The organism is Thermococcus sp. P6, from assembly GCF_002214525.1.
Lineage (GTDB): Archaea > Methanobacteriota_B > Thermococci > Thermococcales > Thermococcaceae > Thermococcus.
Genome location: NZ_CP015104.1, coordinates 737,466 through 760,554, shown reverse-complemented (window position 1 = coordinate 760,554; position 23,089 = coordinate 737,466). Strand labels below are relative to the sequence as shown.

The following is a 23,089-nucleotide window of genomic DNA, read 5'->3' as shown; positions in this document are numbered from 1 at the left end:
AAATCCCCGGCCCAACTTTCAAAAAGGTCAAAGGCTCCCGAGCTGGAGGTGAAACGTTTGGAGATCGTAATCGAGGACTTCAAACCCAAGATCACCCGTCCCTTCAAAAGAAAGAACGAGTACTGGGTTAAGCTGATTCTTCCCGATGGTGGAGAGTACGTGATGAAGTTTAAGACCCCGCTCGAGGCGGAGGATGCCATCTACGGTATGCTCGACGACCTTCAGGTTTACGGTGGAAAGGTTAAGCTTCACCTCAGGGAGGGCAACGTCATCGAGAAGATCGAGGTTCTGGAGATCCACAAACCTTCGGCGAAGGATCTCGTCAACGAGTACTTTGCCGATTAGTCCGTTTAATGTCCTTTTCTGTCCATTAACGTTGGAAATGTGACGAAAACATATATATATCATAAGTGGCATACTGCTATATTGGACTGTATTCCAAACCAGCGACTTAACGTTCTTAGGGAGGTCGTAGCGGTGGCAAAGAAGAAGAACAGGGAACTCCTCGAGCTGGCGATGGACATCGGCGGAGAGGAAGCGATTGAGGTAGTCAAGGCTCTCAAAAAGAAGAGGGACGTAACCGACGAGGAACTTGCCGAGGCCACGGGCATCAGGGTCAACACCGTCAGGAAGGTCCTCTACATGCTCTACGATCAGGGACTGGCGGAGTTCAAGCGCATCCGCGATAAGGAAACAGGCTGGTATTACTACTACTGGCGCCTTGAGGTCAAGCGCCTACCCGAGATAATCCGGGCCAGAAAGATGGCCGAACTGAAGAAGCTCAGGGAGATGCTCAGGGAGGAGACCGAGAACACCTACTACCACTGCGGTACCCCCGGACATCCGAAACTGACCTTTGACGAGGCCATGGAGTACGAGTTCCAGTGCCCGATATGCGGCAGGATGCTCATGCAGTACGACAACACGGCCGTCGTTGAGGACCTGAAAAGGCGCATCAAAGAACTCGAGACCGAACTGGGCCTTAGAAAGAAGGCATGATTTCAGCGGTCCTTTAATGAACTTCGGGGATGATGATAATGAGGGAAGTTGTTATTCTGGAGAAAGTTTACGGTGACAGGAGCGGTTTTCTTAAGCTCGAGGGGAAGCTGAAAACCCTCCTTGGAGAGCTGGAGGTTGAGTGGAAGCTCTCGGCTGTGAAAAAGAACTGGGTTAGGGTTTCCCTGAGCGGGGAGGACGAGGAGATAAGCGCGAACCTCGTCCGTGAGGAGTTCGGCGAGGTTCCCTACAGGCTGAGCGCGGTTGAGGAGGGAAAAAGTTACCGTGGCAGGTTCATCGACCTCGGTAGAGTTGGCTACGGTGTCTACGTTGACATCGGAATATTCTCCCCTCGGCCGAAGGATGCTCTCCTGCCGCTTTACTACCTGAAGGAGACCTTCGGGGAGATGCCGGTCAGGAGGATGATAAGGGCCTTCGGCTGGGTGGACAACCTTCCGGTTGAGGTTACGGTTACCGGCCTCGAGTTCGGTGCAAGGGAGATCGAGGTGAACTTCAGCGACGCCCAGCTGAACCGCATAAAGGGATGGCTGAGCGACGGTCACGATAAGGTCTTCATCGCCGGAACTACGAGCGAGAGGGTAGAGGATGCCCTCATAAAAACGGGCCACGGAAGGGACGTGAAACGGGTGGAGGAGCTGGGCCTCATGGAGACCCTCCTGATCCTCAAGAGGGGGACACAGGCACCGGGCATAATCAAGGAGATAGGGCCCCACGTTAGGGGGGCCATCATGGGTGCCCTTAAGTTCGGGGAGTGAAGCTATGGATCATCCTGACGGCGAGTGCCGTTAGAAGGATGAGGCAGTAGGGGAACAGTGAGGGCACAAAGAGGGCCAGGGGGAGGTAAACCATCATCATCAGAAGCAGGAAGGCCGTCTGGCCCTTCATCCTTATCCTCTTTCTGTCTTCCACCGCCACGTAGGTTATTAAGGCGAGGGGAAGGATACCATTGAGGAGGAACCTCCCGAGGTAAAGCAACCCGTGGGGGTCAACGTGTGAGGGTATCGGGAGACCGAACTTCAGGCAGGTTAAGATCACACCGGTGCCCGTTATGATGAGATAGGCGTAGTTCCTCAGGTGCCTTTTCGGAAACGTCAGAACGAAGATCACCGGGATGAGGAAGAGGTAGGGGTTTACCCACACCGTTAGGAGCGTGAAGGCAGAGAGAACGACCGTCTGGAGCAGGGCCTTCCATCTCTCCGGGGAGAAGGTCACGTTGTTTACGATGGCAAGGGTTATCGTGAAGACCGTTAAACCGAGGGTGTTTTCGTTGATGCCGTTGAGGCTTTCCCTGAAGAAGGGGGAGGCAAGGAGGATACCGAAGACGATGAAGCCGAGTTCACGGGCCCTTTTTGGAGCAAGGTAGAAGAAGAAGGACGCCATCAGGAGTACAAGAATCCAGTGGAGGAACACCATGTTCTCCTCCAGAGGGGGAACGAACCCTATGATTGTGCCTATTACAACGGCCAGCGGTGAATCGGGCGGACCCCCGGCGGCGAACTTCAGAGCCTCCATGAAGCGGTGCAGAAAGCTTTCCGTCAGGGCGGGTCTCGAGGCGGTTAGGTACCAGAGGCCGAGGAGGGATGAGCTCAGGAGGTAGAAACTTCCGGCGTGACCTTCATCACGCCTCAGGAGGATGAGGAAGGAAAGGAATATTGCCAGAACGATCATCAGGGAGCCGATGACCGAGCTATCCGGGGGGTTCCAGAGCCCTTCGAAGGCCCTCTCCGTGAGGTACACGTTATCCTCGGAGCCCGTTATGAGAACGGTGTCGTTGAGAACCACAATGGACGGGAGGAGGGAGGCGTTCTCCGGAAGGCCCGTTCTGTTCCAGATCTCCTTCATCCGGGGGTTGTTGAGGACGTTGCCCACGAGGACGGTGGTATCCCCTCCATGGGGCTTTATCGTGTGGAGCCTCGCATCCACGTACCGCCCCCAGCCCTTCGCCCAGTCCTCGTTACCGGCAACAACCGTGTAGGAGGAGTTCGAATTTAGAAAAGCCTGAAAGGCACCTTGATCGGGATAGTAGGTTACCCCTGCGGAGACGGAAGGAAGGAGCAGAAGTGCGATCGGGATTAGAAGGAGGAGCCTCTTCATGATCTCCCTCAGGGGCGGATAGAAGAGGGGAGTTAAAAAGTTAATGGGACCGGGCCTTCGGTCCTTCAACCCTCTTCGCCCTTCATCTCCTCGAGCTTCTTAACGAGCTTCTCCGCGATATCCATGAAGGCCTTTGCCGCAACCGTGTCCCCGTAGAGAACCACAGGAATACCTGCATCTCCCGCCTCACGGGCCTTGAGGTCTATGGGCACCTCCCCGAGGAAGTTCACCCCTTCCTTCTCGGCGAGTTTTTTACCACCGCCCTTTCCGAAGACGTCTATCTCGTTGCCACAGTGGGGGCAGATGAGGTAGCTCATGTTCTCCACGACCGTTATGTAGGGCACTTCCATCTTTTTCATCATGTTGACGGCCTTGCCCGTGTCAAGGAGGGCAACATCCTGCGGCGTTGTTACCACTATAGCAGCGTCGAGCTTTACGCTTTGCGTGACGGTGAGTATCTGATCACCTGTTCCGGGCGGGAAGTCGATTATCATGAAGTCGAGCTCGCCCCATCTGACATCGCCCAAAAGCTGTTTAATCGCCTTGGTGACAAGTGGACCGCGCCATATAACTGGCTGATCCTCACCCACCAAGAAGCCCATGCTCATGACTTTTATGGGTGTCGTTTGCCCCATGAAGTCGTTCATCGGCGGTATCATCTCGAATCTTCCGTCTTCGAGCCTCTCGGCGAGAACCTCCGCTTTGTCCACACCGAGCATCTTCGCCACGTTGGGGCCGTGAACGTCGGCATCGAGGACTCCGACGAAGTAGCCCTTCTTGGCGAGGGCAGCGGCAAGGTTAACGGCAACGGTGCTCTTACCAACTCCCCCCTTACCGCTCAGAACCGCTATCTTATACTTCCACTTCTCCTGCTTCTCGTTTATCCGCTGGGCGACTGGATCGGCACCCATTCCGGCCACGTTAAGAGTTGGAGATTTAATGGTCATTTCCGTGCACCTCCGGATGGGGTTGGTTCGGATACTTAAAAACTTTGTCCCAGAATAACCCATTACTGGACAGAAATGGGTAAAAGATTTCAAAAGAAGGGAAGGGGGTCACTCCTCCGGTTTTGGCAGCGTAACCTCAACACCGAGGACCTTCCACATAGCCTTTATCTGCTCGCGGAGCTGGTCTATGGCCTCGGGCTTCCTGAAGAGGTGCTTGAACCTTCCCTGCAGTTTGAGGTACTCCTCAATGGGCTTCTTGAACTCAATGGCCACGACTCTCCCGCCCTCGCGCTTTACCTTGGCACCTCCTCCCGGCGGCTGTATCTTGATGTTGTGGAAGTCACCGTTCTCTATCTCGAAGAGCGGCCATACGCCCGTCTCAGCTGCGAGCCTTGCTATCTCCACAGTCTTCTCGAGCGGGGATTTCCAGCCGGTTGGGCACGTTGCTAGAACCTGAATAAACGCGGGACCGTCAACCTTTGCCGCCTTCTTCACCTTCGTTATCACGTCGAAGGCGTTTCCTATGGTTGCAGTGGCAACGTAGGGTATCTGGTGGGCGGCCGCTATGAGGGCGACCCACTTCTTGGGCTTGTCCTCACCGATTGAGTACTTTCCGGGCGGTGACGTCGTAGTCCAGGCTCCGTAGGGAGTGGACGAGGAGCGCTGAATTCCGGTGTTCATGTAGGCCTCGTTGTCGTACATGATGTAAACGGCGTTGTGCCTCCTTTCGAGCATGCCGCTCAGTGCCTGGAGACCTATGTCAGCGGTTCCTCCGTCTCCACCGAATACGAGGATCTTGCCCTTCCTTCCGAGCTTCTTCCACGCGGCATCCACTCCGCTTGCAGCCGCAGCGGCGTTCTCGAAGGCCACGTGGATCCACGGAGCCTTCCATGCAGTGTAGGGGAAGACGGCTGAAACGACCTCCATACATCCCGTTGCATGCGCTATGGCGAAGGCGTTCGGGTCTCCGTACTTCTCCTCCATGGCCTCGCTAAATGCCTTTGTTGCGAGCTTCATAAGGATGGCCGGACCGCAACCGGCACAGGCCGCGTGACCCGGTGCCCAGTACTCGCGAGTGGTGATGGGGGGTTTCCTAACGGCCATTTTCCTCACCTCACAGTATCTCCTTCCTGAGTCCTATCCAGTTAACCTCATCAACCTTCTCCCCGTCGAGGGCCTTCTTTGAGATGCTGAGAACTTCATCGAGGTTCTCGAAGGTGACGTCCCTGCCTCCAAGGCCCAGTATGAAGTCTATCACCTTCGGCTTCTCCTCCTCGTTTATCAGGGTCCTGCTTACGTCCTGGAAGAGGGCTCCACCGACGCTGAAGGTGACGTCCTTCTCGAGGATGGCAAGAACCTTGGCCTTCCCTGCTATCTCCCTGATCTCGTCCATCGGGAACGGTCTGTAGACGGTGATCTTTGCGGCGCCGACCTTTACTCCCTTCTCACGGAGTGCATCGACGTACTCCTTCACGGTTCCGGCGAGGGAACCCATCGTGATGAGGATTATATCGGCATCGTCCGTTCTGTACTCTTCGATCTTGCTGTACTTCCTTCCGAACTTCTTCTCGAACTCGGCGAAGACCTCGTCGATGACCTTTCTGGCGTTCTCGTTGGCCTCCCATACGGTGTACCTCGCCTCCATGTAGTGGGCCGGGAAGGCGAGGGTACCCTGAGTTATCGGCCTGCTCGGGTCGAGGTAAGCGTGCTTTGGTTCATACTCGCCGAGGAACTCGTCCACCGCTTCCTGATCCGGAATCTCAACGGGTTCGACCGTGTGGGTTAGTATGAAGGCATCGAAGCCCACCATGGCCGGAAGGAGAACGCGTTCATCCTCTGCAACCTTGAAGGCTGCCAGGATGAGGTCGAGGGCCTCCTGGTTGTTCTCGGCGTAGAACTGCAGCCATCCGGTGTCGCGCTCGCTTATGCTGTCCTGCCAGTCGTTCCATATGTTGATCGGGGCGGATAAGGCGCGGTTTCCAACGGCAATGACAATTGGAAGCCTCATTCCTGCGGCTATGAAGAGGACCTCGTGCATAAGCGCCAGACCCTGCGAAGCGGTCGCGGTGAAGGTTCTCACTCCGGCCGCTGAAGCACCAACGCAGGCGGATATGGCCGAGTGCTCGCTCTCGACCTTGATGAACTCCGCATCGAGCTCCCCGTTCGCAACGAACTCACTGATCTTCTCGGGAACGAGTGTTGAGGGCGTAATCGGAAACGCGGCTATAACCTTCGGCTTTGCGAGTTTGGCCGCCCATGCGGCGGCTTCGTTGGCCTTCATAACCTTCCTAACGGGCATCTCCACCACCTCACTTGCTCTCCCTAACCATCGTTATGGCATCGACGGGGCATTCGTTGGCGCATATGCCGCAGCCCTTACAGTAGTCGTAGTCGAACACCGGGTAGTTCTCCTCGTCGAGGTATATGGCCGGCTCGGGGCAGTAGAGGTAGCAGAGGTAGCACCTTACGCACTTGTCCCTGTTGAATTCCGGCACGAAAACACGCCATGAGCCGGTCTTGTTCACGACGCTGCTTCCGGGTATCTTTGCTATTGCTCCGGGGGTCATCTTTTCGCTATACTCCTTCTCAACCCTCTCAATATCGGCCTTAAACGGGCTTTCGGCCATTCCTATCACCTCGGTAAATCATTACCTTGAACCTTAAATGTAAAGGGCTCAACCGAACACCTCGGCGAGCTTCTTAAGGGTCTCCCACTCTTTGAGGACCCACTGCTGGAGTACCTCGATGTCTCCCCTGTTCATGTACTTGAACCTGCCCTGATACTTGAGGAACTCCTCGATGGGCTTCGGTTCCCTCTTTGTGGAGGGCATGTTTATCCTGTACTTTCCGTTCTCGTACTCGAAGAGCGGGAAGTAGGCCGTCTGAACTGCCAGACGGGCGATCTCGATGCTCTTGTCGGTCGGCGAACGCCAGCCCGTGGGGCACGGTGCGAAGAGCTGGATGAAGCTCGGTCCCGGGATCTTCTGCGCCTTTTTGAGCTTTCTTATGAAATCCTCTGGGTAGGCAACGCTCGCGGTTGCCGCGTAGGGGATCTTGTGGGCGATGACTATGTCTATGACCTTCTTCTTGTGCCTCTTCTCGAGGAAGTGCTTCTTCCCGCCGGGCGTGTTGGTTGTCCACGCCCCGTAGGGCGTTGATCCAGATCTCTGTATTCCGGTGTTCATGTAAGCCTCGTTGTCGTACATGATGTAAACGGCATCGTGGCCCCTTTCAATGAAGCCGGAGAGCGCCTGAAGGCCTATGTCAGCGGTTCCTCCGTCACCGGCCCATCCGACGACCATTATACCGTCCTCGCCCTTTACCTTAAAGCCCCTCGCCTTCAGCGCGGCTTCGATACCGCCGATAACGGCTCCGGTCGTTTCGAAGGCGGTGTGGAAGAGGTTGGCGTCGAGTGTGTTGTAGGGCCACGGGCCGGCTATGATGGTTGAACAGCACGCCGGAATCGTCACTATCGTTTCCCTTCCATAAGCTTTGAGGACGTATCTAAGTCCAAGAGCCGCTCCACAGCCCTGACAGGCGGTGTGGCCCGCGTAAAAGTGCTCCTCGGCCGGGATGGTCAACTTTTTCTTAATGCTCTCGGGAATCTCCATCATCCTCACCTCTTAAGGTGATACCAGTCCACCTCTACATCGGGTTCTCCTCTCTCCACCACTGCCTTCATGTTCTCGGCGATCTTCCTGATGTCGTTGACCGTAACGTCCCTTCCTCCGAGTCCCACGATGTAGTCCTTCATCAGGGGCCTTGCCTTCGAGTTGTAGAGGGCTCCCTTGGCTTCGGTGAAGAGTATCCCCTCCATACCGAAGGAGTAGTTCCTGTCGAGGACGGCTATTCCCTCAACGTTCTTTGCGAGTTCCCTGATTTCCTCCTTCGGGAAGGGCCTGAACCAGCGCACCTTGGCCGCTCCCACCCTGTAGCCTTCCTCGCGTAGCAGATCAACGGCCTGTTTAACGGTACCCATGAGGGAACCCAGTCCCATGAAGACGAAGTCGGCATCTTCGGTGCGGTAAAGGTCTATCATGCTGCTGTAGTCCCTTCCAAAGCGCTCTCCGAACTCTCCACCAACTTCCCTGATGACTTTCTCGGCCTTCTCCATGGCCTTCTGGAGCTTGTAGCGGAACTCGTAGTAGTCTGCCGGGGTCCCAAGTGCACCAACCGAGAAGGGCCTCTCGAAGTTGGTCAGATCGTAGAGCGGTTCCCTCGGCGGGAGGAACTCGTCAACGAGCTCCTGCGGTATCATGTCAACGACATCGTAGGTGTGGCTCAGGATGAAGGCGCTCTCAACGACCATTGCCGGCAGGTTGACGGTTTCGGCGATTTTAAACGCCATCAGAACCCCGTCGTAAACCTCCTGATTGTTCTCGGCGTAGAACTGCATCCAGCCCGTGTCCCTCTGGGCCAGAGAATCGGTCTGGTCATCCCAGACGCTCCATGGTGGAGCCATGGCACGGTTGACATCAACCATGACTATCGGTAGCCTCGCCCCGGAAGCCCAGTGGAGCATCTCGTGCATCAATGCCAGACCCTGAGCTGAGGTCGCTGTAAAGGCCCTTGCTCCGGCTGCGGATGCGCCTATGCTGGCCGCCATGGCCGAGTGCTCGCTTTCAACCGGAACGTACTGAAGGTTCTCCACCTCGCCGTTTGCTATGAACTCGGCTATCTTCTCGATGATGCTCGTCTGGGGAGTGATCGGGTAGGCTGCCACAACCTGAACGCGGGCGTGCTTTACCGCGTAAGCCGCGGCGTAGTTACCGCTAACGACCTTTCTAATGGGCTTATATCCAGCCATATCACTTCTCCTCCTTCTCCATCGTTATGGCATTGACGGGGCATTCGTTGGCACATATGCCGCAGCCCTTACAGTAGTCGTAGTCCACTCCAACGTAACCGTCCTCGCGTATGTATATGGCCGGCTCGGGGCAGAACTTCCAGCATATGTAACACTTAACGCACTTGTCATCGTCGATGACGGGCATGAAGGTTCTCCAGTCACCGGTGAAGTTGCTGAGCGTCGTGCCCAGCGTTATGGGGGCTTCCGGGTACTCGTCCACGGACTTCGGGACGATCTTGGTTGCCCCCTCCTTCTTTTCACCGAACAGCGTGTTCACACCGTTTCCCTCCTCTAAGGATTTACAAAGAAAGAGAATCAGAGCTCGTGGATGGTCGTCTTGTTGAAGGCCTCTTCCGCAGCCTTGGCGTTCTTCTCACCGAGGCTTCCCGAGAACGCCTCCTTGATGGCCTTCTGGACGTGCTCGAGGGTGACCACACCCGTGGCTTTGGAGACCGCACCGAGGATTGCGGTGTTGGTGATCGGCAGACCGAGAACGTCGAGGGCTATGGTGGTGGCGTCAACGATGGCCAGTTTTCCCGGCTTTTTCTTGAGGCTGGCGAGCACCTCTTCCTTGCTCTTTTCGGTGTTGATGATCACCGTTCCGCCTTCCTTCAGGCCGGCGGTAACGTCCACCGTATCGAGAAGGCTCGGGTCGAGAACGACCACTATGTCGGGCTCGTAGATCTGGGTCTTTATCCTGATCGGCTTTTCGTCGATTCTTGTGAAGGCCGTGACCGGTGCTCCACGCCTTTCAACGCCGAAAAACGGGAAGGCCTGCACGTACTTGCCCTCAAGGAAAGCCGCTGAGGCCAGTATGTTGGCTGCCGTAACGGCGCCCTGTCCACCCCTACCGTGAAAACGAATCTCGATCATTTCTCTGCCTCCTTAATTCTGTCATATGTTGTTTGACCATTGCATTTATTTATGTTTCGGTATTGGCTTGGACTCCCTTCGTCAAGTGTCTTTGGGTACCTATGAACGTTGCCACTCGTTACTGGCTGTATCGGGGCATAATTTCCCAAAACTTCACCCGCTAGGTTTTTAAGTGCATAAACTACATGGTGGTATATAGACTATATACGGGTGGTTCACGTGGACGGGCTGATGGTGGCAGTGATCGCGGTGGCCTTCTACATCGCATGGAACATAGGCTCGAACGACTCGGCCAACGCCATGGGCACGGCCGTTGGAGCGGGCATACTCACCTTTCATCAGGCCACGCTGACCATAGCGATATTCACCATCATGGGGGCCTACCTCAGGGGCTACAGGGTCATGAAAACCGTCGGGAAGGGTATAGTCCCCGAGGGATACCTTACGATGGAGATGGCAGTTATAGCACTCCTCGCAGCAGGAGTCTGGGTAACGATAGCCACCGTGAAGGGTCTGCCAGTGTCCACGACTCAGGCCATCGTGGGGGGAGTTATAGGGGTTGGACTGGCCACCCGTGCGCCCGTGAACTGGTACACCCTTGGAAAGATAGCCGCCGCGTGGGTTGTTTCGCCCGTTCTTTCCGGGATACTTGCGATATTCCTGTACAGGTTCTACTCCTTTGTGGTCTCAAAAATCAGGAGCATATCCACGGTTGAGGTTCTCTACAAGGTTCTGGCAATCCTCGGGGGCTCTTATATGGCCTTCAACTTCGGGACCAACGAGGTCGCCAACGCCTCCGGGCCGATAGTGGGTGCCGGCTTTCTCGAGCCGAAGACGGCCGGAGTGCTCGTGGCCCTCAGCCTTGCAATCGGTTCGCTCACCTTCAGCTACGCCGTGATCCACACCGTTGGAAAGAAGATAACGGCCCTCGGTCCCATATCGGCCTTCGCCGCCCAGTTCGGTTCCGCCATGGCAGTGAGCCTTGCGAACGTCTTCGGACTTCCCGTTAGCTCCAGTCAGTCCATAGTGGGCGGTGTCGTCGGGGTCGGCCTCCTCGCGGGCAAGGGGGTTGAGAAGTCGGTGATCAGGGACATCCTCTTCGGCTGGGTCGCCACCCCCTTAACGGCCATCCTCATCTCCCTCGTCATCTTCAGGCTCTTCGCTCTGGTGGGGATGGTTTAACCTCCTTATCTCCACGTTGAGCTTTGCGAGTTCCTTTATCATTCCCGTCTGGATGCGGGCCCTTATCCTCGTCTTCTCCCGGTATTCAACCTCCATAACATCTCCGATGGAGTTTATCAGGGCCATAAGCCGGGGCACCTCTTCGGGATCCATAGCGGTTATCTCGAAGGGGGCGTACTTCGGCAGTTTGGGCACGATCCCCTCGAGGCTCCTGTAGAGCTCCTCCATCCGTTTAAGCTTCGCAGATATCGCGACCACATCGAAAGCCCCGACATCGCGCTCCTCGAGCAGCTCCCTTATCTTCTCCGCCTTGTCCATAACGTCCTCCGGGGTGGTGAGGTCTGTCTTGTTAAGAACTACCACCATCGGCCTGTCGAGGGTCTTGAGTTCCCTTAGAACGTTGAGAGACGCCAGCAGTTTCCTTCTCACCTCTCTCCACGGCTCGCTGACGTCTACAACGAGGAGTATCACGTCGGCCTCGACTATCTCCTCGAGCGTCGAGTGGAAGGCCTCCACTATGAAGGGCGGAAGCCCGTCTATGAAGCCGACCGTGTCCGTAACGAGGATCCTCTTGTTGCCGAGCTCGAAGCGTCGCGTGGTTGTATCGAGGGTCGTGAACATCGCATCCTTGGCCTCCTTCTCCTCACCCGCGAGGGCGTTGAGGAGCGTTGACTTGCCGGCGTTCGTGTAGCCCGCGAGGGCCACGAGTATGAAACCGAGCTTCTCGCGCCTTTTTCTCCTGACCTCTCTGTCCCTCCTGACCTTTTCAAGCTCCTTCCTTATGCGGTTTATCCTGTAGCGGATGTGCTTGAGGTACTGCCGGGTCTGGTAATCGCCCATTCCCTTGAAACCGGCCCTGTCACCGAGTTTTACCCGTCTTATGGCCTCCTTCACGAGCGGAACCTCGTAGTGAAGGCCCGCGAGTTCGACCTGAAGCTTCGCCTCCTTCGAGTGGGCCCTCCTTTCGAATATCTCCAGAACGAGCTGCCACCTGTCGATGACCTCAACCTTCAGCTCCTTCCAGAGGTTGTACGCCTGACTTGGAGTCAGCCGGTTGGCGAAGACGACCTTATCGGGCTTGAGCTCCTCAACGAGTCTTTTTATCTCTTCAAGCTTTCCTCTGCCAATGTTGTAGCGGGGGCTTTCTTCCCTGACCTGCTCCACGATTTCCAGAACTTCATAGCCAGCACTGGTTAAGAGCTCCTCGAATTCCTCCCTGTTCACCCTTCTCCTCGGGGAGTGCCTGATCACACCTATGACCTTCATCGTTCATGGGATTCCCCCAGGGATATTTAGGTCTTCGGGTTCATAAGGTATTGGTGTTTGCATGATTATATCATTGATATACGTAATGGGAGAACTAACGGTTAAAGTTTTAAAGATTTAGGGTTACATTGAAAGGGGGAAATCCGATGAAAGGTAACCATAAGCGGATCTTCCTTTTATCCCTTTTAGTTTTGACGTTTTGCGGGTTATTCTTTTTGAAAATACATTCTTCACCATCAAAGCCCACCCCCGATCCAATAGCACTGGCCATGGATAAGGTCCTGCTTTACGATAATAACCTCAATGAGATCGAGCCGCAGATCACCCTGTGGGTCTCCGGTGATTGTCCGGACTGCAGGGTCCTCCGGGCCGAGGCCATAGTGCGAAAGGGAAACACCACATACCTCGCCTTCTTCGACCTCCAGAATGGAAACCTGAACCTCACTCCCGCAGACAATGCCAGAATTGAGGAGTATTTGGCCTTCTTTGAGAAGAACGGTGGAGAGGTACTCCCCTGCAATTCGACGGTTAAATCCGCTATGAATGGGAAGACATGGAACGAAAGGGGAACCTGTACGGTCCCTGCAGTTGTTAAAATTTAAATCAAGGGTCACTCCTGAAGTTTCAGGATGGCCTCCGCAAGGTCCCCCTTTGTTTCTTCCAGCGCTTTTCTGGCGGTGTCGTAGTCAACGCCCGCCTGCTCCATGACGAGCTTTATGTCTTCCTCGGAGATGTTCAGCGTTTGCCTTACCTCCTCGCTCCCGGGAACTATCTGGTAGCTCTTCTCCCCTTGAGCGGTTATCACCGTAACGGCCGGGTCCCTCAGTATTATCTCCCTGTTTTCAAGGCGTATCACCACTTCCCTTACGCCTTCCAGTTCTTCCATCTTAATGCCCATCTGGCGCATGAGCTTCTTCATCTGCCTTGGATTCATCCCCATCATCCTTACCACCCCGGGAAGGTTCCCCCCGGATTTTAAAAAGGTTGGGAAGAGAAGATGCTCAACCTCCGTCCTTCCCCGGGAAGCTGGACGTTTCCTCGCTGGTTTCGGTTATCTTCCTCCGGTATTCTTCGTACCTCTTTCTGACCTCTTCGGCCTTCTCCTTCTCGCCGAGGTATTCGTATGCCTCCGCAACGTGCTTCCACCACATGGGGTCCTCTTCCGCCTCCTTCAGGCAGTATTCGAGGAATTTCCCGTAGGCATCACGGGCGAGCTCTTCCCTGCCGAGTCTCCTCGCTATGTTTCCAACGTCCTCCCAGAAGACGCCCTCTTCCTGGGCCTCCTTCCGGTAGTACTCAAGGGCCCTCTCCCACGCCTCTCTGGCCTTTTCCTCTTCCTTAAGCTCCTCGTAGAGTTTTGCCACGTCCTCCCAGAACCACGGTTCCTCTTCGGCGTACTTTTCGAGGGCCTTTGCGGCCCTTTCCATGTTCCCGGCCTTCTTCCAGTACTCGTGGGCTTCCTTGAGATAATACGTATCCTTCTCCTTCTCGTAGAGCTTTTCGTAAATTTCGGCGGCTTTCTCGTACTTTCCGGCCTTCTCGTAGGCCCATGCGGCGCTCTCCATCCACCCGAGCTTCATGTACATCTCGGCGGCTTTCTCGTAATTCCCGGCCTTCTCGTACTTCCGGGCCGCGGCCTTGTACTTGCCGGCCCTCTCAAGGCTCTCCGCACTTTTGAACCTGTCCACCAGCCCCAGATCCGGCTCGCTGATGTACCATACGCCGAAGACCACCGCCAGCACGAAGAGGACTATCATCCCCGCGATGACGTCGAGCCTCTGCCACGTGACGCTTAAGTAAAGCCCGTAGCCGCTTATCAGGGTGAACAGTCCCAGCAAAGCCCCGTACTTCCAGCTCCCGGCGTAGAGCGTCAACCCTGTGAAGAACAGGAGCACGAGGGTAACCGCGAGGAAACCGAGACCCAGCACAACCTGGAGCAACAGCTTCCAGCCACCGTACAGGACTATTCCGGCCGCGACTCCAGCCACCACGAGAAGGAAGGCTATCATGTACGCCTTGAGTTTGTCCATCCTTTCACCCCCTCTATTTCGAGCAGGAAGACCTTTTCATCAAGTCGAGGAGTGTAGTAACCGATGCCATTCGCGGAAACGACCCTGTGACAGGGAACCACTATGGGATAGGGATTCCTCTTCATGGCACCGCCTATGGCCCTCGGGGACGTTTTCAGGCGTCTGGCGAGGCCACCGTAGGTTATAACGCTCCCCCTTTTAACGTTTTTTGTGAGCCATTCGTAAACCCTTTTCTCAAAAGGTGTAACGCCCTCGAAGGAGAGCACCGCCAGTGCCTCCGGGTTCTCAACCCGGCCGAGCATAACCTCCCTCACGAGCTCCGGGTAATCGGAACCTTCCGGTGTTGCATCGATCTCGACCTTCCTTTTCCTAAGGAAGTTCTCAAGACGTTTCAGGCCGGCCTCGAAAGGTTCCCGCTCCGTGGAAAAGGTTATCCCCTGAATCTTCTCCTCCCAGAAGACGCCGATCCAGATTTTCCTTCCCCCCATACTGAAGGTCTCAACGCTCAGCATCTCCCATCGGCAGGGCTTTAAGGATGACCCTTTAAACCCTTTGGGGTGATGGGATGAGGATTTACGTGCTCGGAGCTGGGAGCATAGGTTCGCTCTTCGGTGCCCTCCTGACGAGGGCCGGGAACGATGTAACGCTGATCGGCAGGGAGGAACAGGTAAGGGCCGTGAGGGAGAATGGATTACACGTTTCCGGGGTGGAGGAGTTCACGGTTCGTCCGAAGGCGAGCGTTAGTGCCCCCGAGGAACCTCCCGAGCTTTTGATACTCTCCACGAAGTCCTACTCCACTAAAACGGCCCTTGAGTGCGCACGTAACTGCATCGGGCCGGAAACGTGGATACTGAGCGTGCAGAACGGTCTTGGAAACGAGGACCTTGCCCTGAAGTTCACGCCCAACGTCATCGGTGGGATAACGACCAACGGTGCGATGCTCGTTGAGTGGGGCCACGTTCTGTGGGCCGGTAAGGGGGTAACCGTCATAGGGAAGTATCCCGATGGAACGGATCCCTTTGTAGTGGAGGTCGCGGAGGTTTTCAACTCCTCCGGTCTGGAGACCCGCCTCACCGAAAACGCCCGGGGCTGGAAGTGGGCCAAGGCGATAGTGAACTCGGTCATCAACGGCCTTGGAACGGTTCTCGAGGTCAAAAACGGTTTTCTGAAGGATGATCCTTACCTTGAGGCCATCTCGGTGGAAATCGCCAGAGAGGGCTGTCTCGTGGCCGAAGGGCTCGGCATCGAGTTCGAGGTTCATCCCCTCGAGCTTCTCTGGGATACGGTCGAGCGCACGAGGGAGAACTACAACTCAACACTGCAGGACATAAGACGGGGCAGGAGGACGGAGGTTGACTACATCCACGGAAAGATCGTCGAACACGCCCGTTCCATAGGTCTGGAAGCCCCGAGGAACGAGCTACTGTGGGCGCTCATCAAAGCCAAGGAGAACATCCTTCGGGATCGCCAGAAGAAAAGTAAATAAACCCTCCGGTCTATAAGGTATTGAGGGAGTAAGATGGCCATCTTCGGAGGCAAGGAGGGTAACGTTTTTGAAATGATCGAGAATCACCTTGAAGTCGTTGGCGAAACGCTGGTGGCCTTCAGGGAGCTGATGGACGCTTACCTCGACGGGGATCTTGAAAGGGCAAAGGCCTTCGAGGGGGAGGTCGCGAAGCTTGAAAGCAAGGCCGATAACCTGAGAAGAGAAATCGAGACCATGCTCTACGAGGGTGCCTTCCTTCCCGCAAGCAGAGGTGACTACGTGCGGCTGAGCGAGCTCATCGATCAGGTGGCCGACGCGGCCGAGAGCGCTTCGCACACGTTGATACTGGCGAGGCCGAAGGTTCCGGAGGAGCTGAAGGGCGAGTTCATGAGGCTCGTTGAGTCGGCCATCGAAACCTACACGCTCCTGAAGGATGCCGTCAGGGCCCTTAACTCGGACTTTGGCAGGGCCATAGAGCTCGCCAAAGCTGTCGAGGATGCGGAGGAAAAAGCCGATTCCGTGGAGTACGACGTTAAGGGCAAGGTTTTTGAAAGCGAAACCGTAACGACCTACGCCAAACTCGTGTGGAACCAGATACTGACGAAGGTGGGTGACATCGCGGATCGTGCGGAGGACGCTTCCGATCAGGTCCTGCTCATGGCCATAAAGAGGAGTGGATGAGGTGAACGAAGATGAAGGTTCTCGTTGCGGCACCGCTGCACGAAAAGGCTTTCGAGGTCCTTAGGGGGGCCGGTTTAGAGGTGGTCTACTCGGAATACCCCGATGAGGAGAAGCTCGTCGAACTCGTTGGGGACGTTGACGCCCTGATCGTCAGGAGCAAGCCGAAGGTTACGGCAAGGGTCATAGAGGCCGCCCCAAGGCTCAGGGTCATCGGAAGGGCCGGCGTCGGGCTGGACAACATAGACCTCGATGCGGCAAAGAAGCGCGGGATAGAGGTGGTCAACAGCCCCGGGGCGAGTTCAAGGAGCGTTGCGGAGCTCGTTCTGGCCCTGATGTTCAACGTCGCCAGAAAGGTGGCCTTCGCCGACAGGAAGATGAGGGAAGGCATCTGGGCCAAGAAGCAGTGCATGGGAATCGAGCTTGAGGGTAAGACGGTTGGAATAGTCGGCTTCGGAAGGATCGGCTATCAGGTGGGGAAGATCGCCAAGGCACTGGGGATGAAGGTCCTGCTCTACGACCCCTATCCGAACGAGGAAAGGGCAAAGGAAGTTGGCGGAAGGTTCGTCGACCTCGATACCCTCCTGAGGGAGAGCGACGTGGTGACCCTCCACGTTCCCCTGCTGGATTCGACGTACCACCTGATCAACGAGGAAAGGTTGAGGCTCATGAAGAACACCGCCATACTCATAAACGCCTCGAGGGGGCCGGTGGTTGACACGGAGGCTCTCGTAAAGGCCCTGAAGGAGGGCTGGATCGCCGGTGCCGGTCTGGACGTTTACGAGGAGGAGCCCCTTCCGAAGGACCACCCGCTCACGAAGCTCGACAACGTGGTTCTAACGCCCCACATAGGCGCTTCGACCGTTGAGGCCCAGATGAGGGCGGGCGTTGAGGTCGCTGAAAAGGTCGTTAAAGTTTTGAAGGGGTGACCCCTTTCCAATTTTCCAATTTTGATTTTTTAATTTCTGGTTTGGGTTTTTTCAGACGAAGCACCATAAACTTTATAAGCGCTTTTTGGATTTGCCACTATCGGGGGCCGGTAGCTCAGCCTGGTACGAGCGCCGCCCTCGCAAGGCGGAGGCCGCGGGTTCAAATCCCGCCCGGTCCACCATTCTCCGGTTTCCAATACCCGCTCCGGGGCTTTTTTTAGGGCTCAAAGGGGTTGTTGATGGCAAAACCCTTAAATGACCGGATCGTAAACCCTAAAGGTGGTGGGTTTGGAGGTAGAACTCCTTAAAAAGCTCGTCTCGATCCGCTCTCCCTTCGGCGAGGAGGGGGAGATCTCGCGTTTTGTGGCGTCCTTTCTTGAGGAGCACGGCTTCAGGGTGGAACTCGTCCCGGTCGAGGGGTTTGGGGACGATGTGGTCGCCTACCTCCCGGGGCGGAAGACGACGGTGGTTCTCAACGGGCACATGGATACCGTGAACGTTTCTCCCGGCTGGACCCGGAACCCGTGGGGAGAGCTCGATGGGGACCGTTTCTACGGGGTCGGCAGCGCCGATATGAAGGCCGGTCTTTCAGCGTTGATGGCCGCCTTCGTTGAGATCGGGAACCTTCCGAAGCGGGAAAGGCCGAACGTCATATTCACGGCCGTGAGCGACGAGGAGGGCTACTCGAGGGGAGCCTGGGAGCTGATAAGGAGCGGGAAACTCGATCACTCGGACCTCGTCCTTCTGGGGGAGCCAACCAACGAGAGGCTCATGCTCGGTGCGAGGGGCAGGTTCGTGGTTGAGGTCGAGTTCTTCGGCAAAAAGGCCCACGCAGCGAGGCCTTACCTTGGAATAAACGCCGTTGAGGATCTTGGAAGGTTCGTGGGGAGCCTCGAAAGGATAAGGCTCAGGGGTCACGGGAAGCTGGGCAGGGGTTCCTACTGCACGCTTCACGTCGAGGGTTCCGCCGACGGGCTGAGCGTCCCCGATTACGCAAGGGCGGTAATAGACAGGCACGTTGTGGTCGGTGAGGACTGGGAGCGCGTTAAGGGAGAGCTCATGGCCCTCGCTGGAAAGCTCGACCTGAGGAGCGATGTCGTGATAAAAAAGTTCGACCGCCCGACGCCCGACATGCTTCCCTACACCGTCAGGGCTAACAACAGGTTCGTGAGGGCTTTTTTGAGGGCCCATGAGAGGGTCTTCGGTGTTAGGCCGGAGGTAACCTACGGTAAGAGCGTGGGCGATTTCAACTACTTCGCAACCTACCTCGGCAAACCGACGCTCGTCTACGGGCCCGTGGGGGGGAACTGGCACTCCGCGGACGAGTGGGTCAGCGTCGAGTCGGTAAGGAGGGTGAAGAAGCTTTACGTTGAGTTCCTCAGGGGGCTGGTTCAGAAGAAAAGGAGATGAGGACTTCAAAGCCTTTTGCCCACCGCCAGGCCCGCGAGCAACCCCACGAGGGCCGTCAGGGCCATCCCCGCCCAAGAGGGGTTTTTCCTTTCTTCCGGCGCTGGAGCCGGTGGAGATGTCGTCGCCGTGGGAACGATGATCTGGGGAACGTCCGTGGTGGTGCCGGTCTCCACCGTGGTGTGCCGGGCGGGGCTGAGGAACAGGTTGGCAGTCTCCCGGGCGTACTGGTAGAATATCATGGCCGTCTGCAGGTCCTCCATGCTACCAGTCTTCTCTGCGCTCTTCTCGTAGCTCTTGGCGAACTCGTAGTAGGCTATCGCCAGAACGGGGGTAACACCACTGCTCTGGGCCGTCGCGATGGCCACCTTTGCCCCCTCTTCCATCCCCGTCAGCTTGTCCTTTAAAACCGTCCGGTTGTCTATTCCAAGCGTGTCCAGAAAGACCTGCGCCCTAACGCGGGCTTCCATGGCCGTGAAGAGCGCCGCGGAATACTTTCCCTTCTCGTAGTAGGTTTCAGCCTCCTGAATGCTCTGGCTCAGATCGCCCGTGGTGCTTCCGTACATCGACTCTATGTAGGTGACTATGAGGCTGGACTCGTCTATGTACTCCCTTGCGGTGGTTTTGATGACGTCCCTATCTATAACGTCCCCGGCCGCGAACCTCTCCCCGAGGCGTGCCCAGAAAACCGCCGTCTGAGCCCTCTCGTAAGCGTAGGCCGCCTGCCCTATCGCATCCCACCTGTCGTTGTTGTAGTAGTACTTCCAGGCCTCTTCGAGCAGGCTCTTCGCCTGTTCGATCCTCTCTTCTGCGGCCGCGATCGCCTGAAGCATCGTCGTGCCCCTGATCGTTACCCCTGAGACCTCGCTCTCGGAGGCGTTTATCATGGAGCCGACTTTTTTCAGAAGGCCTTCAACGTCCGTGGTGTCTATGTACCACTCCACGTGCCTTATTATTATCCTCGCCTGAAAGTCCTTGCTCAGGGTCGTGTAGTACATCCCCTCGTCGAGGCTCTCCTTCGACTGGTTCAGTATGGCCTCGGCTTCCCCCATTGCCTCCTTCAGGGTGGTGTAGGTGGCGTAATCGACGTCGCTCGCTTTGAGTTTCTCCAGCGTTGACCCGTAATAGGCCGTGGTGTTGTCGTAGTCCTTCTGGGCATCCTCCCTCAGGAAGGTCGTGTCCACGTTGACGTACTCCGGTGCCTTCGGGCGGGGTATCCTGTGGCCGGTGAAGTAGTAAACCGCATCGTAGATGTCCTTTATCTCGATCACCGTCAGTCCCCAGCGCTCCCTCGCGTAGTCGACGACGTCAACCCTTTTCGTCCGGGTGCTTATCTCCACTATTCCTCCGATCTCCTTTTTCTGGCTTTCCTGAACGTACTGGATGCGCTGGCCCTGGGGTATCAGGAAGAGCTCCATTCCAGCCTGATGCGCCGCGGAGGCCTTCTCGAGTATTCCCCCCACCGGCCCTATGGTTCCATCGGGGTTTATCATGCCCGTCATCATGACCTTCGGGTTTACCGCCCAGCCTTCGAGGGCGGCTATTATTCCAACCGTCATCGTCCCGCCGGCGGAGGGACCGCCTATGATTGGAGAATCCGCCTTTATCTGGATGAACACATCATAACGGTCCATGTCAACTCCGAGGATCTTTCCAGCGGTTTGCGCCGCCAGTCTGGCACTCGCCTGCATGTCCACCTCCGCGAGGGGCCACGTCTCTACGTAAACGTGCCCCGTTCCCGGTGTTACCGTGATGACGAAGTCGGTGGCCACTCCTATGAGCTCCCCATCGGAGGTTCTGGAAACCGCCGGAGCCTTTAAAACGACCGTGTGTCCCTCCCCGCATGGCACGGCTGACGAGAGGGGCATGAAGGCCAGCATGAGTAAAAGAAGCACGGACGCCCTTTTCATACCCATCACCCCCGTTTCGGCTCTCCATGCCTTAATAAATCCTTTTCGGTTCCAACCTTTAAGGGCGAAAGCTTTAAATAAGGCTCTCCTCCCCCCATGGTGGGGGATGCGAATGGACCTCTTCAGCAGGCTCATCACGAGGAAGTTCAGGGACATCAACGAGGGCAGGTACGAGGAGATAATCCGTCACTACCGTGAGTTTCTCCTTCTCCCGGAAGAGCTCGTTCTCCCCGAGATATCGTCGATCCTTCTTGCGGTGGACAGGTTTTCCCGCGATATCCCCGAGGAACTCTACGACACCCTCGGGGCTTACGCCGGGGCATCCGTGCAGATCGTTTACGTGGCCGACAGCACGGTCTTTCGTATGATAGAGCAGAGCCTCGGAAAAACGGAAGCAGAAAGGCTCAAAAGGACCGAAGCGGAGCTCGGCGAGAGGGTCCTCTCCCGAACGCTTGAGAAGCTCCGGGAAATCGGGCTGAGGGCGAGCGGGAGGTATTTCTTCGGTAACAAGAGCGACGATGTTATCAACATCGCGCGCGATTTCGACCTGCTCGTGATATCCCGGAGCTACGGTTCCGAGCTGGGAAAAACCCCGTCCGTCAGTCCGGTGGTTCTCAAGATAGTCCAGCACGTTGAAAAACCGGCGATAATCTATTAGGTGATGCCCATGACCCCCAGCGAAGAGATGATCATAGCCCTCTCGGTGTTCGCCTTTACCTACGCCCTGATAATAACCGAGAAGGTTCATAGAACGGTTGCCGCACTGTTCGGCGCTTCACTGGTGCTTTTTGCCGGTGTGGTCCCGTGGGAAAAGGTGCCGGAATACCTGGATCTGGGAACCCTGCTCCTGCTCGTGGGCATGATGATGATAGTCAACACCGCCAGAGAAAGTGGTCTCTTTGAGTTCATAGCCATCAAAACCGCGAAGCTTGCAAAGGGAAGCCCCATGAGGGTCCTCCTCCTCTTCTCGGTGGTTACTGCCGTAGTCAGTTCGGTTCTCGATAACGTTACGACGGTCCTCCTGCTCACGCCGATGCTCCTCTACATAGCCCGCCTCATGGAAGTCAACCCCGTTCCCTACCTTCTGGCGGAGATCTTCTCCTCCAACATCGGTGGAACGGCCACCCTCATCGGCGATCCCCCGAATATAATGATAGGCTCGGCCGCGGGGCTCAGCTTCAACGAGTTCCTCGTTAACATGGGCCCCATAGCGGCGGTGGATCTCATCCTGACGGTCGGTGTGATATACCTTGCCTACAGGAACGTGATGAGGATAAGCCCGGAGGGAAGGGAGCGGATCCGGTCCACCATCGAGAACCTCAGGGAGGAGGAGGCGGTAAGGGATTACTCCCTCTTCCGGAAGTCGCTTACCGTTATAATCGCCGTCGTGCTGCTCTTCTTTGTCCATGACAGGCTCGGGCTCCATCCCGCGGTGGTTGCCCTCACCGGCGCTTCGGTTCTCCTGATCTGGAGCAGAATGGAGCCCACGGAGGTCCTTGAGAAGGTGGAGTGGACGGCCATATTCTTCTTCATGGGGCTCTTCATCATAGTCGGCTCCCTCGTCCAGACGGGGGTTATAAAGGACGTTGCGAGCTGGCTTTTAACGTACCTCCACACGACGGGTGAGGCAGTGGTGGTGATAACGTGGTTCTCGGCCGTAGCCTCGTCCATAGTGGACAACATCCCCCTGACCGCCACCATGATACCCCTGATAAAGTCGATGGGCGTTTCTCTGAACGTTTATCCCCTCTGGTGGGCGCTCTCACTCGGAGCCTGCCTCGGCGGGAACGGAACGGCCATAGGTGCAAGCGCCAACGTCGTGGTTCTGGGTATCGCCGCTAGAGAGCGCGTTAAAATAACCTTCATGGACTTCCTCAAGATTGGCCTCGTGATAATGCTACTTACGGTCGGCGTGGGCACCTTGATAATCTGGGTGAAGTACGTGGGGGTGTGATGAATGAGGATACTCGTGCTCATTGACGGTTCAAAGTGGAGCCAGAAGGCGGCACTGCACGCGATAGCGATAGCGAAAAGGAAGGGCTGGAAGATCACACTCTTCTCGGCCATGGACTGGCGGGAAGCCAAGGTGCTGGCCTTCAACGTGGGGATGAGGATTCAGGACCTCGAGGACGTCCGAAAGTTCGAGGAAGAGGTGTGGCACGAGATGAAGAAGGACATAAGGGAGACCATGACGAACCTCCTTGAGTTCTGTCATGAGGAGGGGGTGAACTGCTCGATAAGGATAGTTGAGGGTGTTGCCAGAAAGGCGGTGCTCGAGGAGGCTAACTCCGGAAAGTACGGACTCGTCGTCATGGGGGCCTACGGAAGGAGCGGGAAGACGAGGATAGGCAGTCTGCTCGAGGAGGTCATAGGTCAGATAAAACCCCCGACGATGGTTGTCCGCTGAAAGTCGAGCTTTTA

The 23,089-nt window shown here is 56.3% G+C and carries 26 protein-coding genes and 1 tRNA gene; 13 read left to right on the top strand and 14 right to left on the bottom strand.

Going from position 1 to position 23,089, the window contains the following annotated elements:
• Positions 1-57: 57 nt before the first annotated feature.
• The 3 genes from A3L12_RS04075 (at position 58) to A3L12_RS04065 (ending at position 1,772) form a co-directional block, all read left to right on the top strand.
• The gene (locus A3L12_RS04075) at positions 58-345 is read left to right on the top strand and encodes a hypothetical protein (RefSeq protein WP_088882430.1); all 288 of its coding nucleotides are present in this window, start codon (positions 58-60) and stop codon (positions 343-345) included.
• Between the two features lie 132 nt (positions 346-477).
• On the top strand, positions 478-999 hold the full coding sequence (gene tfe, locus A3L12_RS04070) for a transcription factor E (RefSeq protein WP_088882429.1): 522 nt from the start codon (positions 478-480) through the stop codon (positions 997-999).
• A 38-nt stretch (positions 1,000-1,037) separates the two neighbouring features.
• Positions 1,038-1,772 (top strand): DUF2110 family protein, encoded by a 735-nt coding sequence (locus A3L12_RS04065; RefSeq protein WP_088883210.1) that lies wholly within the window; start codon positions 1,038-1,040, stop codon positions 1,770-1,772.
• Here A3L12_RS04065 and A3L12_RS04060 read toward each other — a convergent pair.
• From A3L12_RS04060 to A3L12_RS04020, 9 genes are all read right to left on the bottom strand, one after another.
• On the bottom strand, positions 1,756-3,111 hold the full coding sequence (locus A3L12_RS04060) for a hypothetical protein (protein ID WP_088883211.1): 1,356 nt from the start codon (positions 3,109-3,111) through the stop codon (positions 1,756-1,758). The two genes, A3L12_RS04065 and A3L12_RS04060, sit on opposite strands and share 17 nt — an antisense overlap.
• Positions 3,112-3,176: 65 nt before the next feature.
• Complete coding sequence (locus A3L12_RS04055; protein WP_088882428.1) at positions 3,177-4,058, bottom strand: Mrp/NBP35 family ATP-binding protein; 882 nt, start codon at positions 4,056-4,058, stop codon at positions 3,177-3,179.
• A 108-nt stretch (positions 4,059-4,166) separates the two neighbouring features.
• On the bottom strand, positions 4,167-5,162 hold the full coding sequence (gene porB, locus A3L12_RS04050; RefSeq protein WP_088882427.1) for a pyruvate synthase subunit PorB: 996 nt from the start codon (positions 5,160-5,162) through the stop codon (positions 4,167-4,169).
• A gap of 10 nt (positions 5,163-5,172) precedes the next feature.
• On the bottom strand, positions 5,173-6,357 hold the full coding sequence (gene porA / locus A3L12_RS04045; RefSeq protein ID WP_088882426.1) for a pyruvate synthase subunit PorA: 1,185 nt from the start codon (positions 6,355-6,357) through the stop codon (positions 5,173-5,175).
• A gap of 10 nt (positions 6,358-6,367) precedes the next feature.
• The gene (gene porD, locus A3L12_RS04040) at positions 6,368-6,685 is read right to left on the bottom strand and encodes a pyruvate synthase subunit PorD (RefSeq protein WP_088882425.1); all 318 of its coding nucleotides are present in this window, start codon (positions 6,683-6,685) and stop codon (positions 6,368-6,370) included.
• A gap of 48 nt (positions 6,686-6,733) precedes the next feature.
• The gene (locus A3L12_RS04035; protein WP_088882424.1) at positions 6,734-7,669 is read right to left on the bottom strand and encodes a 3-methyl-2-oxobutanoate dehydrogenase subunit beta; all 936 of its coding nucleotides are present in this window, start codon (positions 7,667-7,669) and stop codon (positions 6,734-6,736) included.
• Between the two features lie 5 nt (positions 7,670-7,674).
• Complete coding sequence (gene porA / locus A3L12_RS04030; protein WP_088882423.1) at positions 7,675-8,865, bottom strand: pyruvate ferredoxin oxidoreductase; 1,191 nt, start codon at positions 8,863-8,865, stop codon at positions 7,675-7,677.
• 1 nt (position 8,866) lies between these two features.
• Positions 8,867-9,184 carry a 3-methyl-2-oxobutanoate dehydrogenase subunit delta gene (locus A3L12_RS04025; protein ID WP_088882422.1) on the bottom strand — a complete coding sequence of 106 codons (318 nt, stop codon included), beginning with the start codon at positions 9,182-9,184 and terminating at the stop codon, positions 8,867-8,869.
• A 38-nt stretch (positions 9,185-9,222) separates the two neighbouring features.
• Positions 9,223-9,780 carry a pyruvate/ketoisovalerate ferredoxin oxidoreductase subunit gamma gene (locus A3L12_RS04020; protein ID WP_088882421.1) on the bottom strand — a complete coding sequence of 186 codons (558 nt, stop codon included), beginning with the start codon at positions 9,778-9,780 and terminating at the stop codon, positions 9,223-9,225.
• A 219-nt stretch (positions 9,781-9,999) separates the two neighbouring features.
• On the opposite strand from A3L12_RS04020, the gene A3L12_RS04015 reads away from it, so the two are divergent.
• Positions 10,000-10,962, top strand: a complete 963-nt coding sequence (locus A3L12_RS04015) for an inorganic phosphate transporter (protein WP_088882420.1) — start codon at positions 10,000-10,002, stop codon at positions 10,960-10,962.
• On the opposite strand, the gene hflX is transcribed toward A3L12_RS04015, so the two are convergent.
• Entirely contained in the window at positions 10,900-12,228 is a 1,329-nt protein-coding gene (hflX, locus tag A3L12_RS04010; RefSeq protein ID WP_088882419.1) for a GTPase HflX, read from the bottom strand. The two genes, A3L12_RS04015 and hflX, sit on opposite strands and share 63 nt — an antisense overlap.
• A gap of 146 nt (positions 12,229-12,374) precedes the next feature.
• Here hflX and A3L12_RS04005 point away from each other — a divergent pair, with 146 nt between their 5' ends.
• The gene (locus tag A3L12_RS04005; RefSeq protein ID WP_088882418.1) at positions 12,375-12,830 is read left to right on the top strand and encodes a hypothetical protein; all 456 of its coding nucleotides are present in this window, start codon (positions 12,375-12,377) and stop codon (positions 12,828-12,830) included.
• A gap of 8 nt (positions 12,831-12,838) precedes the next feature.
• On the opposite strand, the gene A3L12_RS04000 is transcribed toward A3L12_RS04005, so the two are convergent.
• Genes A3L12_RS04000 through otg form a run of 3 tightly spaced genes read right to left on the bottom strand, consistent with a single transcriptional unit; the run spans position 12,839 to position 14,770 of the window.
• Positions 12,839-13,171 (bottom strand): nascent polypeptide-associated complex protein, encoded by a 333-nt coding sequence (locus tag A3L12_RS04000; RefSeq protein ID WP_088882417.1) that lies wholly within the window; start codon positions 13,169-13,171, stop codon positions 12,839-12,841.
• Positions 13,172-13,229: 58 nt separating this feature from the next.
• A complete protein-coding gene (locus A3L12_RS03995; RefSeq protein ID WP_088882416.1) occupies positions 13,230-14,258 on the bottom strand; it encodes an ABC transporter permease in 1,029 nt (342 codons plus the stop codon).
• Positions 14,234-14,770 carry a methylated-DNA--protein-cysteine methyltransferase gene (gene otg, locus A3L12_RS03990; RefSeq protein WP_088882415.1) on the bottom strand — a complete coding sequence of 179 codons (537 nt, stop codon included), beginning with the start codon at positions 14,768-14,770 and terminating at the stop codon, positions 14,234-14,236. Before otg ends, A3L12_RS03995 begins: the two co-directional genes overlap by 25 nt.
• A 53-nt stretch (positions 14,771-14,823) precedes the next feature.
• Here otg and A3L12_RS03985 point away from each other — a divergent pair, with 53 nt between their 5' ends.
• From A3L12_RS03985 to A3L12_RS03965, 5 genes are all read left to right on the top strand, one after another.
• On the top strand, positions 14,824-15,744 hold the full coding sequence (locus A3L12_RS03985; protein ID WP_088882414.1) for a 2-dehydropantoate 2-reductase: 921 nt from the start codon (positions 14,824-14,826) through the stop codon (positions 15,742-15,744).
• A gap of 33 nt (positions 15,745-15,777) precedes the next feature.
• A complete protein-coding gene (locus A3L12_RS03980; protein ID WP_088882413.1) occupies positions 15,778-16,425 on the top strand; it encodes a TIGR00153 family protein in 648 nt (215 codons plus the stop codon).
• An 11-nt stretch (positions 16,426-16,436) separates the two neighbouring features.
• Positions 16,437-17,351: a D-2-hydroxyacid dehydrogenase gene (locus A3L12_RS03975; RefSeq protein ID WP_088882412.1), complete on the top strand. Its 915-nt coding sequence runs from the start codon at positions 16,437-16,439 to the stop codon at positions 17,349-17,351.
• Positions 17,352-17,455: 104 nt separating this feature from the next.
• Positions 17,456-17,533: transfer RNA gene (locus tag A3L12_RS03970), tRNA-Ala, on the top strand.
• 106 nt (positions 17,534-17,639) lie between these two features.
• The gene (locus tag A3L12_RS03965) at positions 17,640-18,761 is read left to right on the top strand and encodes a M20 family metallopeptidase (RefSeq protein WP_088882411.1); all 1,122 of its coding nucleotides are present in this window, start codon (positions 17,640-17,642) and stop codon (positions 18,759-18,761) included.
• A gap of 5 nt (positions 18,762-18,766) precedes the next feature.
• Here the strand turns inward: A3L12_RS03965 and A3L12_RS03960 are convergent, their stop codons facing one another.
• Positions 18,767-20,668, bottom strand: a complete 1,902-nt coding sequence (locus A3L12_RS03960) for a S16 family serine protease (RefSeq protein WP_088882410.1) — start codon at positions 20,666-20,668, stop codon at positions 18,767-18,769.
• 106 nt (positions 20,669-20,774) lie between these two features.
• Between A3L12_RS03960 and A3L12_RS03955 the strand changes: the two genes are divergently transcribed.
• Genes A3L12_RS03955 through A3L12_RS03945 form a run of 3 tightly spaced genes read left to right on the top strand, consistent with a single transcriptional unit; the run spans position 20,775 to position 23,075 of the window.
• Positions 20,775-21,326: a universal stress protein gene (locus A3L12_RS03955; RefSeq protein WP_232462910.1), complete on the top strand. Its 552-nt coding sequence runs from the start codon at positions 20,775-20,777 to the stop codon at positions 21,324-21,326.
• A gap of 9 nt (positions 21,327-21,335) precedes the next feature.
• Positions 21,336-22,622 (top strand): SLC13 family permease, encoded by a 1,287-nt coding sequence (locus A3L12_RS03950; protein WP_088882408.1) that lies wholly within the window; start codon positions 21,336-21,338, stop codon positions 22,620-22,622.
• Between the two features lie 3 nt (positions 22,623-22,625).
• Entirely contained in the window at positions 22,626-23,075 is a 450-nt protein-coding gene (locus A3L12_RS03945; RefSeq protein WP_088882407.1) for a universal stress protein, read from the top strand.
• The last annotated feature ends 14 nt before the right edge of the window (positions 23,076-23,089 follow it).

What these genes read in the sequence shown, in the direction of transcription:
- hflX (WP_088882419.1), bottom strand. Translation starts at nt 12,228, where the DNA reads ATGAAGGTCATAGGTGTGATCAGGCACTCCCCGAGGAGAAGGGTGAAC.
- A3L12_RS03975 (WP_088882412.1), top strand. Translation starts at nt 16,437, where the DNA reads ATGAAGGTTCTCGTTGCGGCACCGCTGCACGAAAAGGCTTTCGAGGTC.
- A3L12_RS03960 (WP_088882410.1), bottom strand. Translation starts at nt 20,668, where the DNA reads ATGAAAAGGGCGTCCGTGCTTCTTTTACTCATGCTGGCCTTCATGCCC.
- A3L12_RS04055 (WP_088882428.1), bottom strand. Translation starts at nt 4,058, where the DNA reads ATGACCATTAAATCTCCAACTCTTAACGTGGCCGGAATGGGTGCCGAT.
- A3L12_RS04065 (WP_088883210.1), top strand. Translation starts at nt 1,038, where the DNA reads ATGAGGGAAGTTGTTATTCTGGAGAAAGTTTACGGTGACAGGAGCGGT.
- A3L12_RS04035 (WP_088882424.1), bottom strand. Translation starts at nt 7,669, where the DNA reads ATGGAGATTCCCGAGAGCATTAAGAAAAAGTTGACCATCCCGGCCGAG.
- A3L12_RS03995 (WP_088882416.1), bottom strand. Translation starts at nt 14,258, where the DNA reads ATGGACAAACTCAAGGCGTACATGATAGCCTTCCTTCTCGTGGTGGCT.
- A3L12_RS04000 (WP_088882417.1), bottom strand. Translation starts at nt 13,171, where the DNA reads ATGATGGGGATGAATCCAAGGCAGATGAAGAAGCTCATGCGCCAGATG.
- porD (WP_088882425.1), bottom strand. Translation starts at nt 6,685, where the DNA reads ATGGCCGAAAGCCCGTTTAAGGCCGATATTGAGAGGGTTGAGAAGGAG.
- porA (WP_088882426.1), bottom strand. Translation starts at nt 6,357, where the DNA reads ATGCCCGTTAGGAAGGTTATGAAGGCCAACGAAGCCGCCGCATGGGCG.
- A3L12_RS03945 (WP_088882407.1), top strand. Translation starts at nt 22,626, where the DNA reads ATGAGGATACTCGTGCTCATTGACGGTTCAAAGTGGAGCCAGAAGGCG.
- otg (WP_088882415.1), bottom strand. Translation starts at nt 14,770, where the DNA reads ATGCTGAGCGTTGAGACCTTCAGTATGGGGGGAAGGAAAATCTGGATC.
- A3L12_RS04060 (WP_088883211.1), bottom strand. Translation starts at nt 3,111, where the DNA reads ATGAAGAGGCTCCTCCTTCTAATCCCGATCGCACTTCTGCTCCTTCCT.
- A3L12_RS03950 (WP_088882408.1), top strand. Translation starts at nt 21,336, where the DNA reads ATGACCCCCAGCGAAGAGATGATCATAGCCCTCTCGGTGTTCGCCTTT.
- A3L12_RS03985 (WP_088882414.1), top strand. Translation starts at nt 14,824, where the DNA reads ATGAGGATTTACGTGCTCGGAGCTGGGAGCATAGGTTCGCTCTTCGGT.
- A3L12_RS03955 (WP_232462910.1), top strand. Translation starts at nt 20,775, where the DNA reads ATGCGAATGGACCTCTTCAGCAGGCTCATCACGAGGAAGTTCAGGGAC.
- A3L12_RS04020 (WP_088882421.1), bottom strand. Translation starts at nt 9,780, where the DNA reads ATGATCGAGATTCGTTTTCACGGTAGGGGTGGACAGGGCGCCGTTACG.
- A3L12_RS04005 (WP_088882418.1), top strand. Translation starts at nt 12,375, where the DNA reads ATGAAAGGTAACCATAAGCGGATCTTCCTTTTATCCCTTTTAGTTTTG.
- A3L12_RS03980 (WP_088882413.1), top strand. Translation starts at nt 15,778, where the DNA reads ATGGCCATCTTCGGAGGCAAGGAGGGTAACGTTTTTGAAATGATCGAG.
- porA (WP_088882423.1), bottom strand. Translation starts at nt 8,865, where the DNA reads ATGGCTGGATATAAGCCCATTAGAAAGGTCGTTAGCGGTAACTACGCC.
- porB (WP_088882427.1), bottom strand. Translation starts at nt 5,162, where the DNA reads ATGGCCGTTAGGAAACCCCCCATCACCACTCGCGAGTACTGGGCACCG.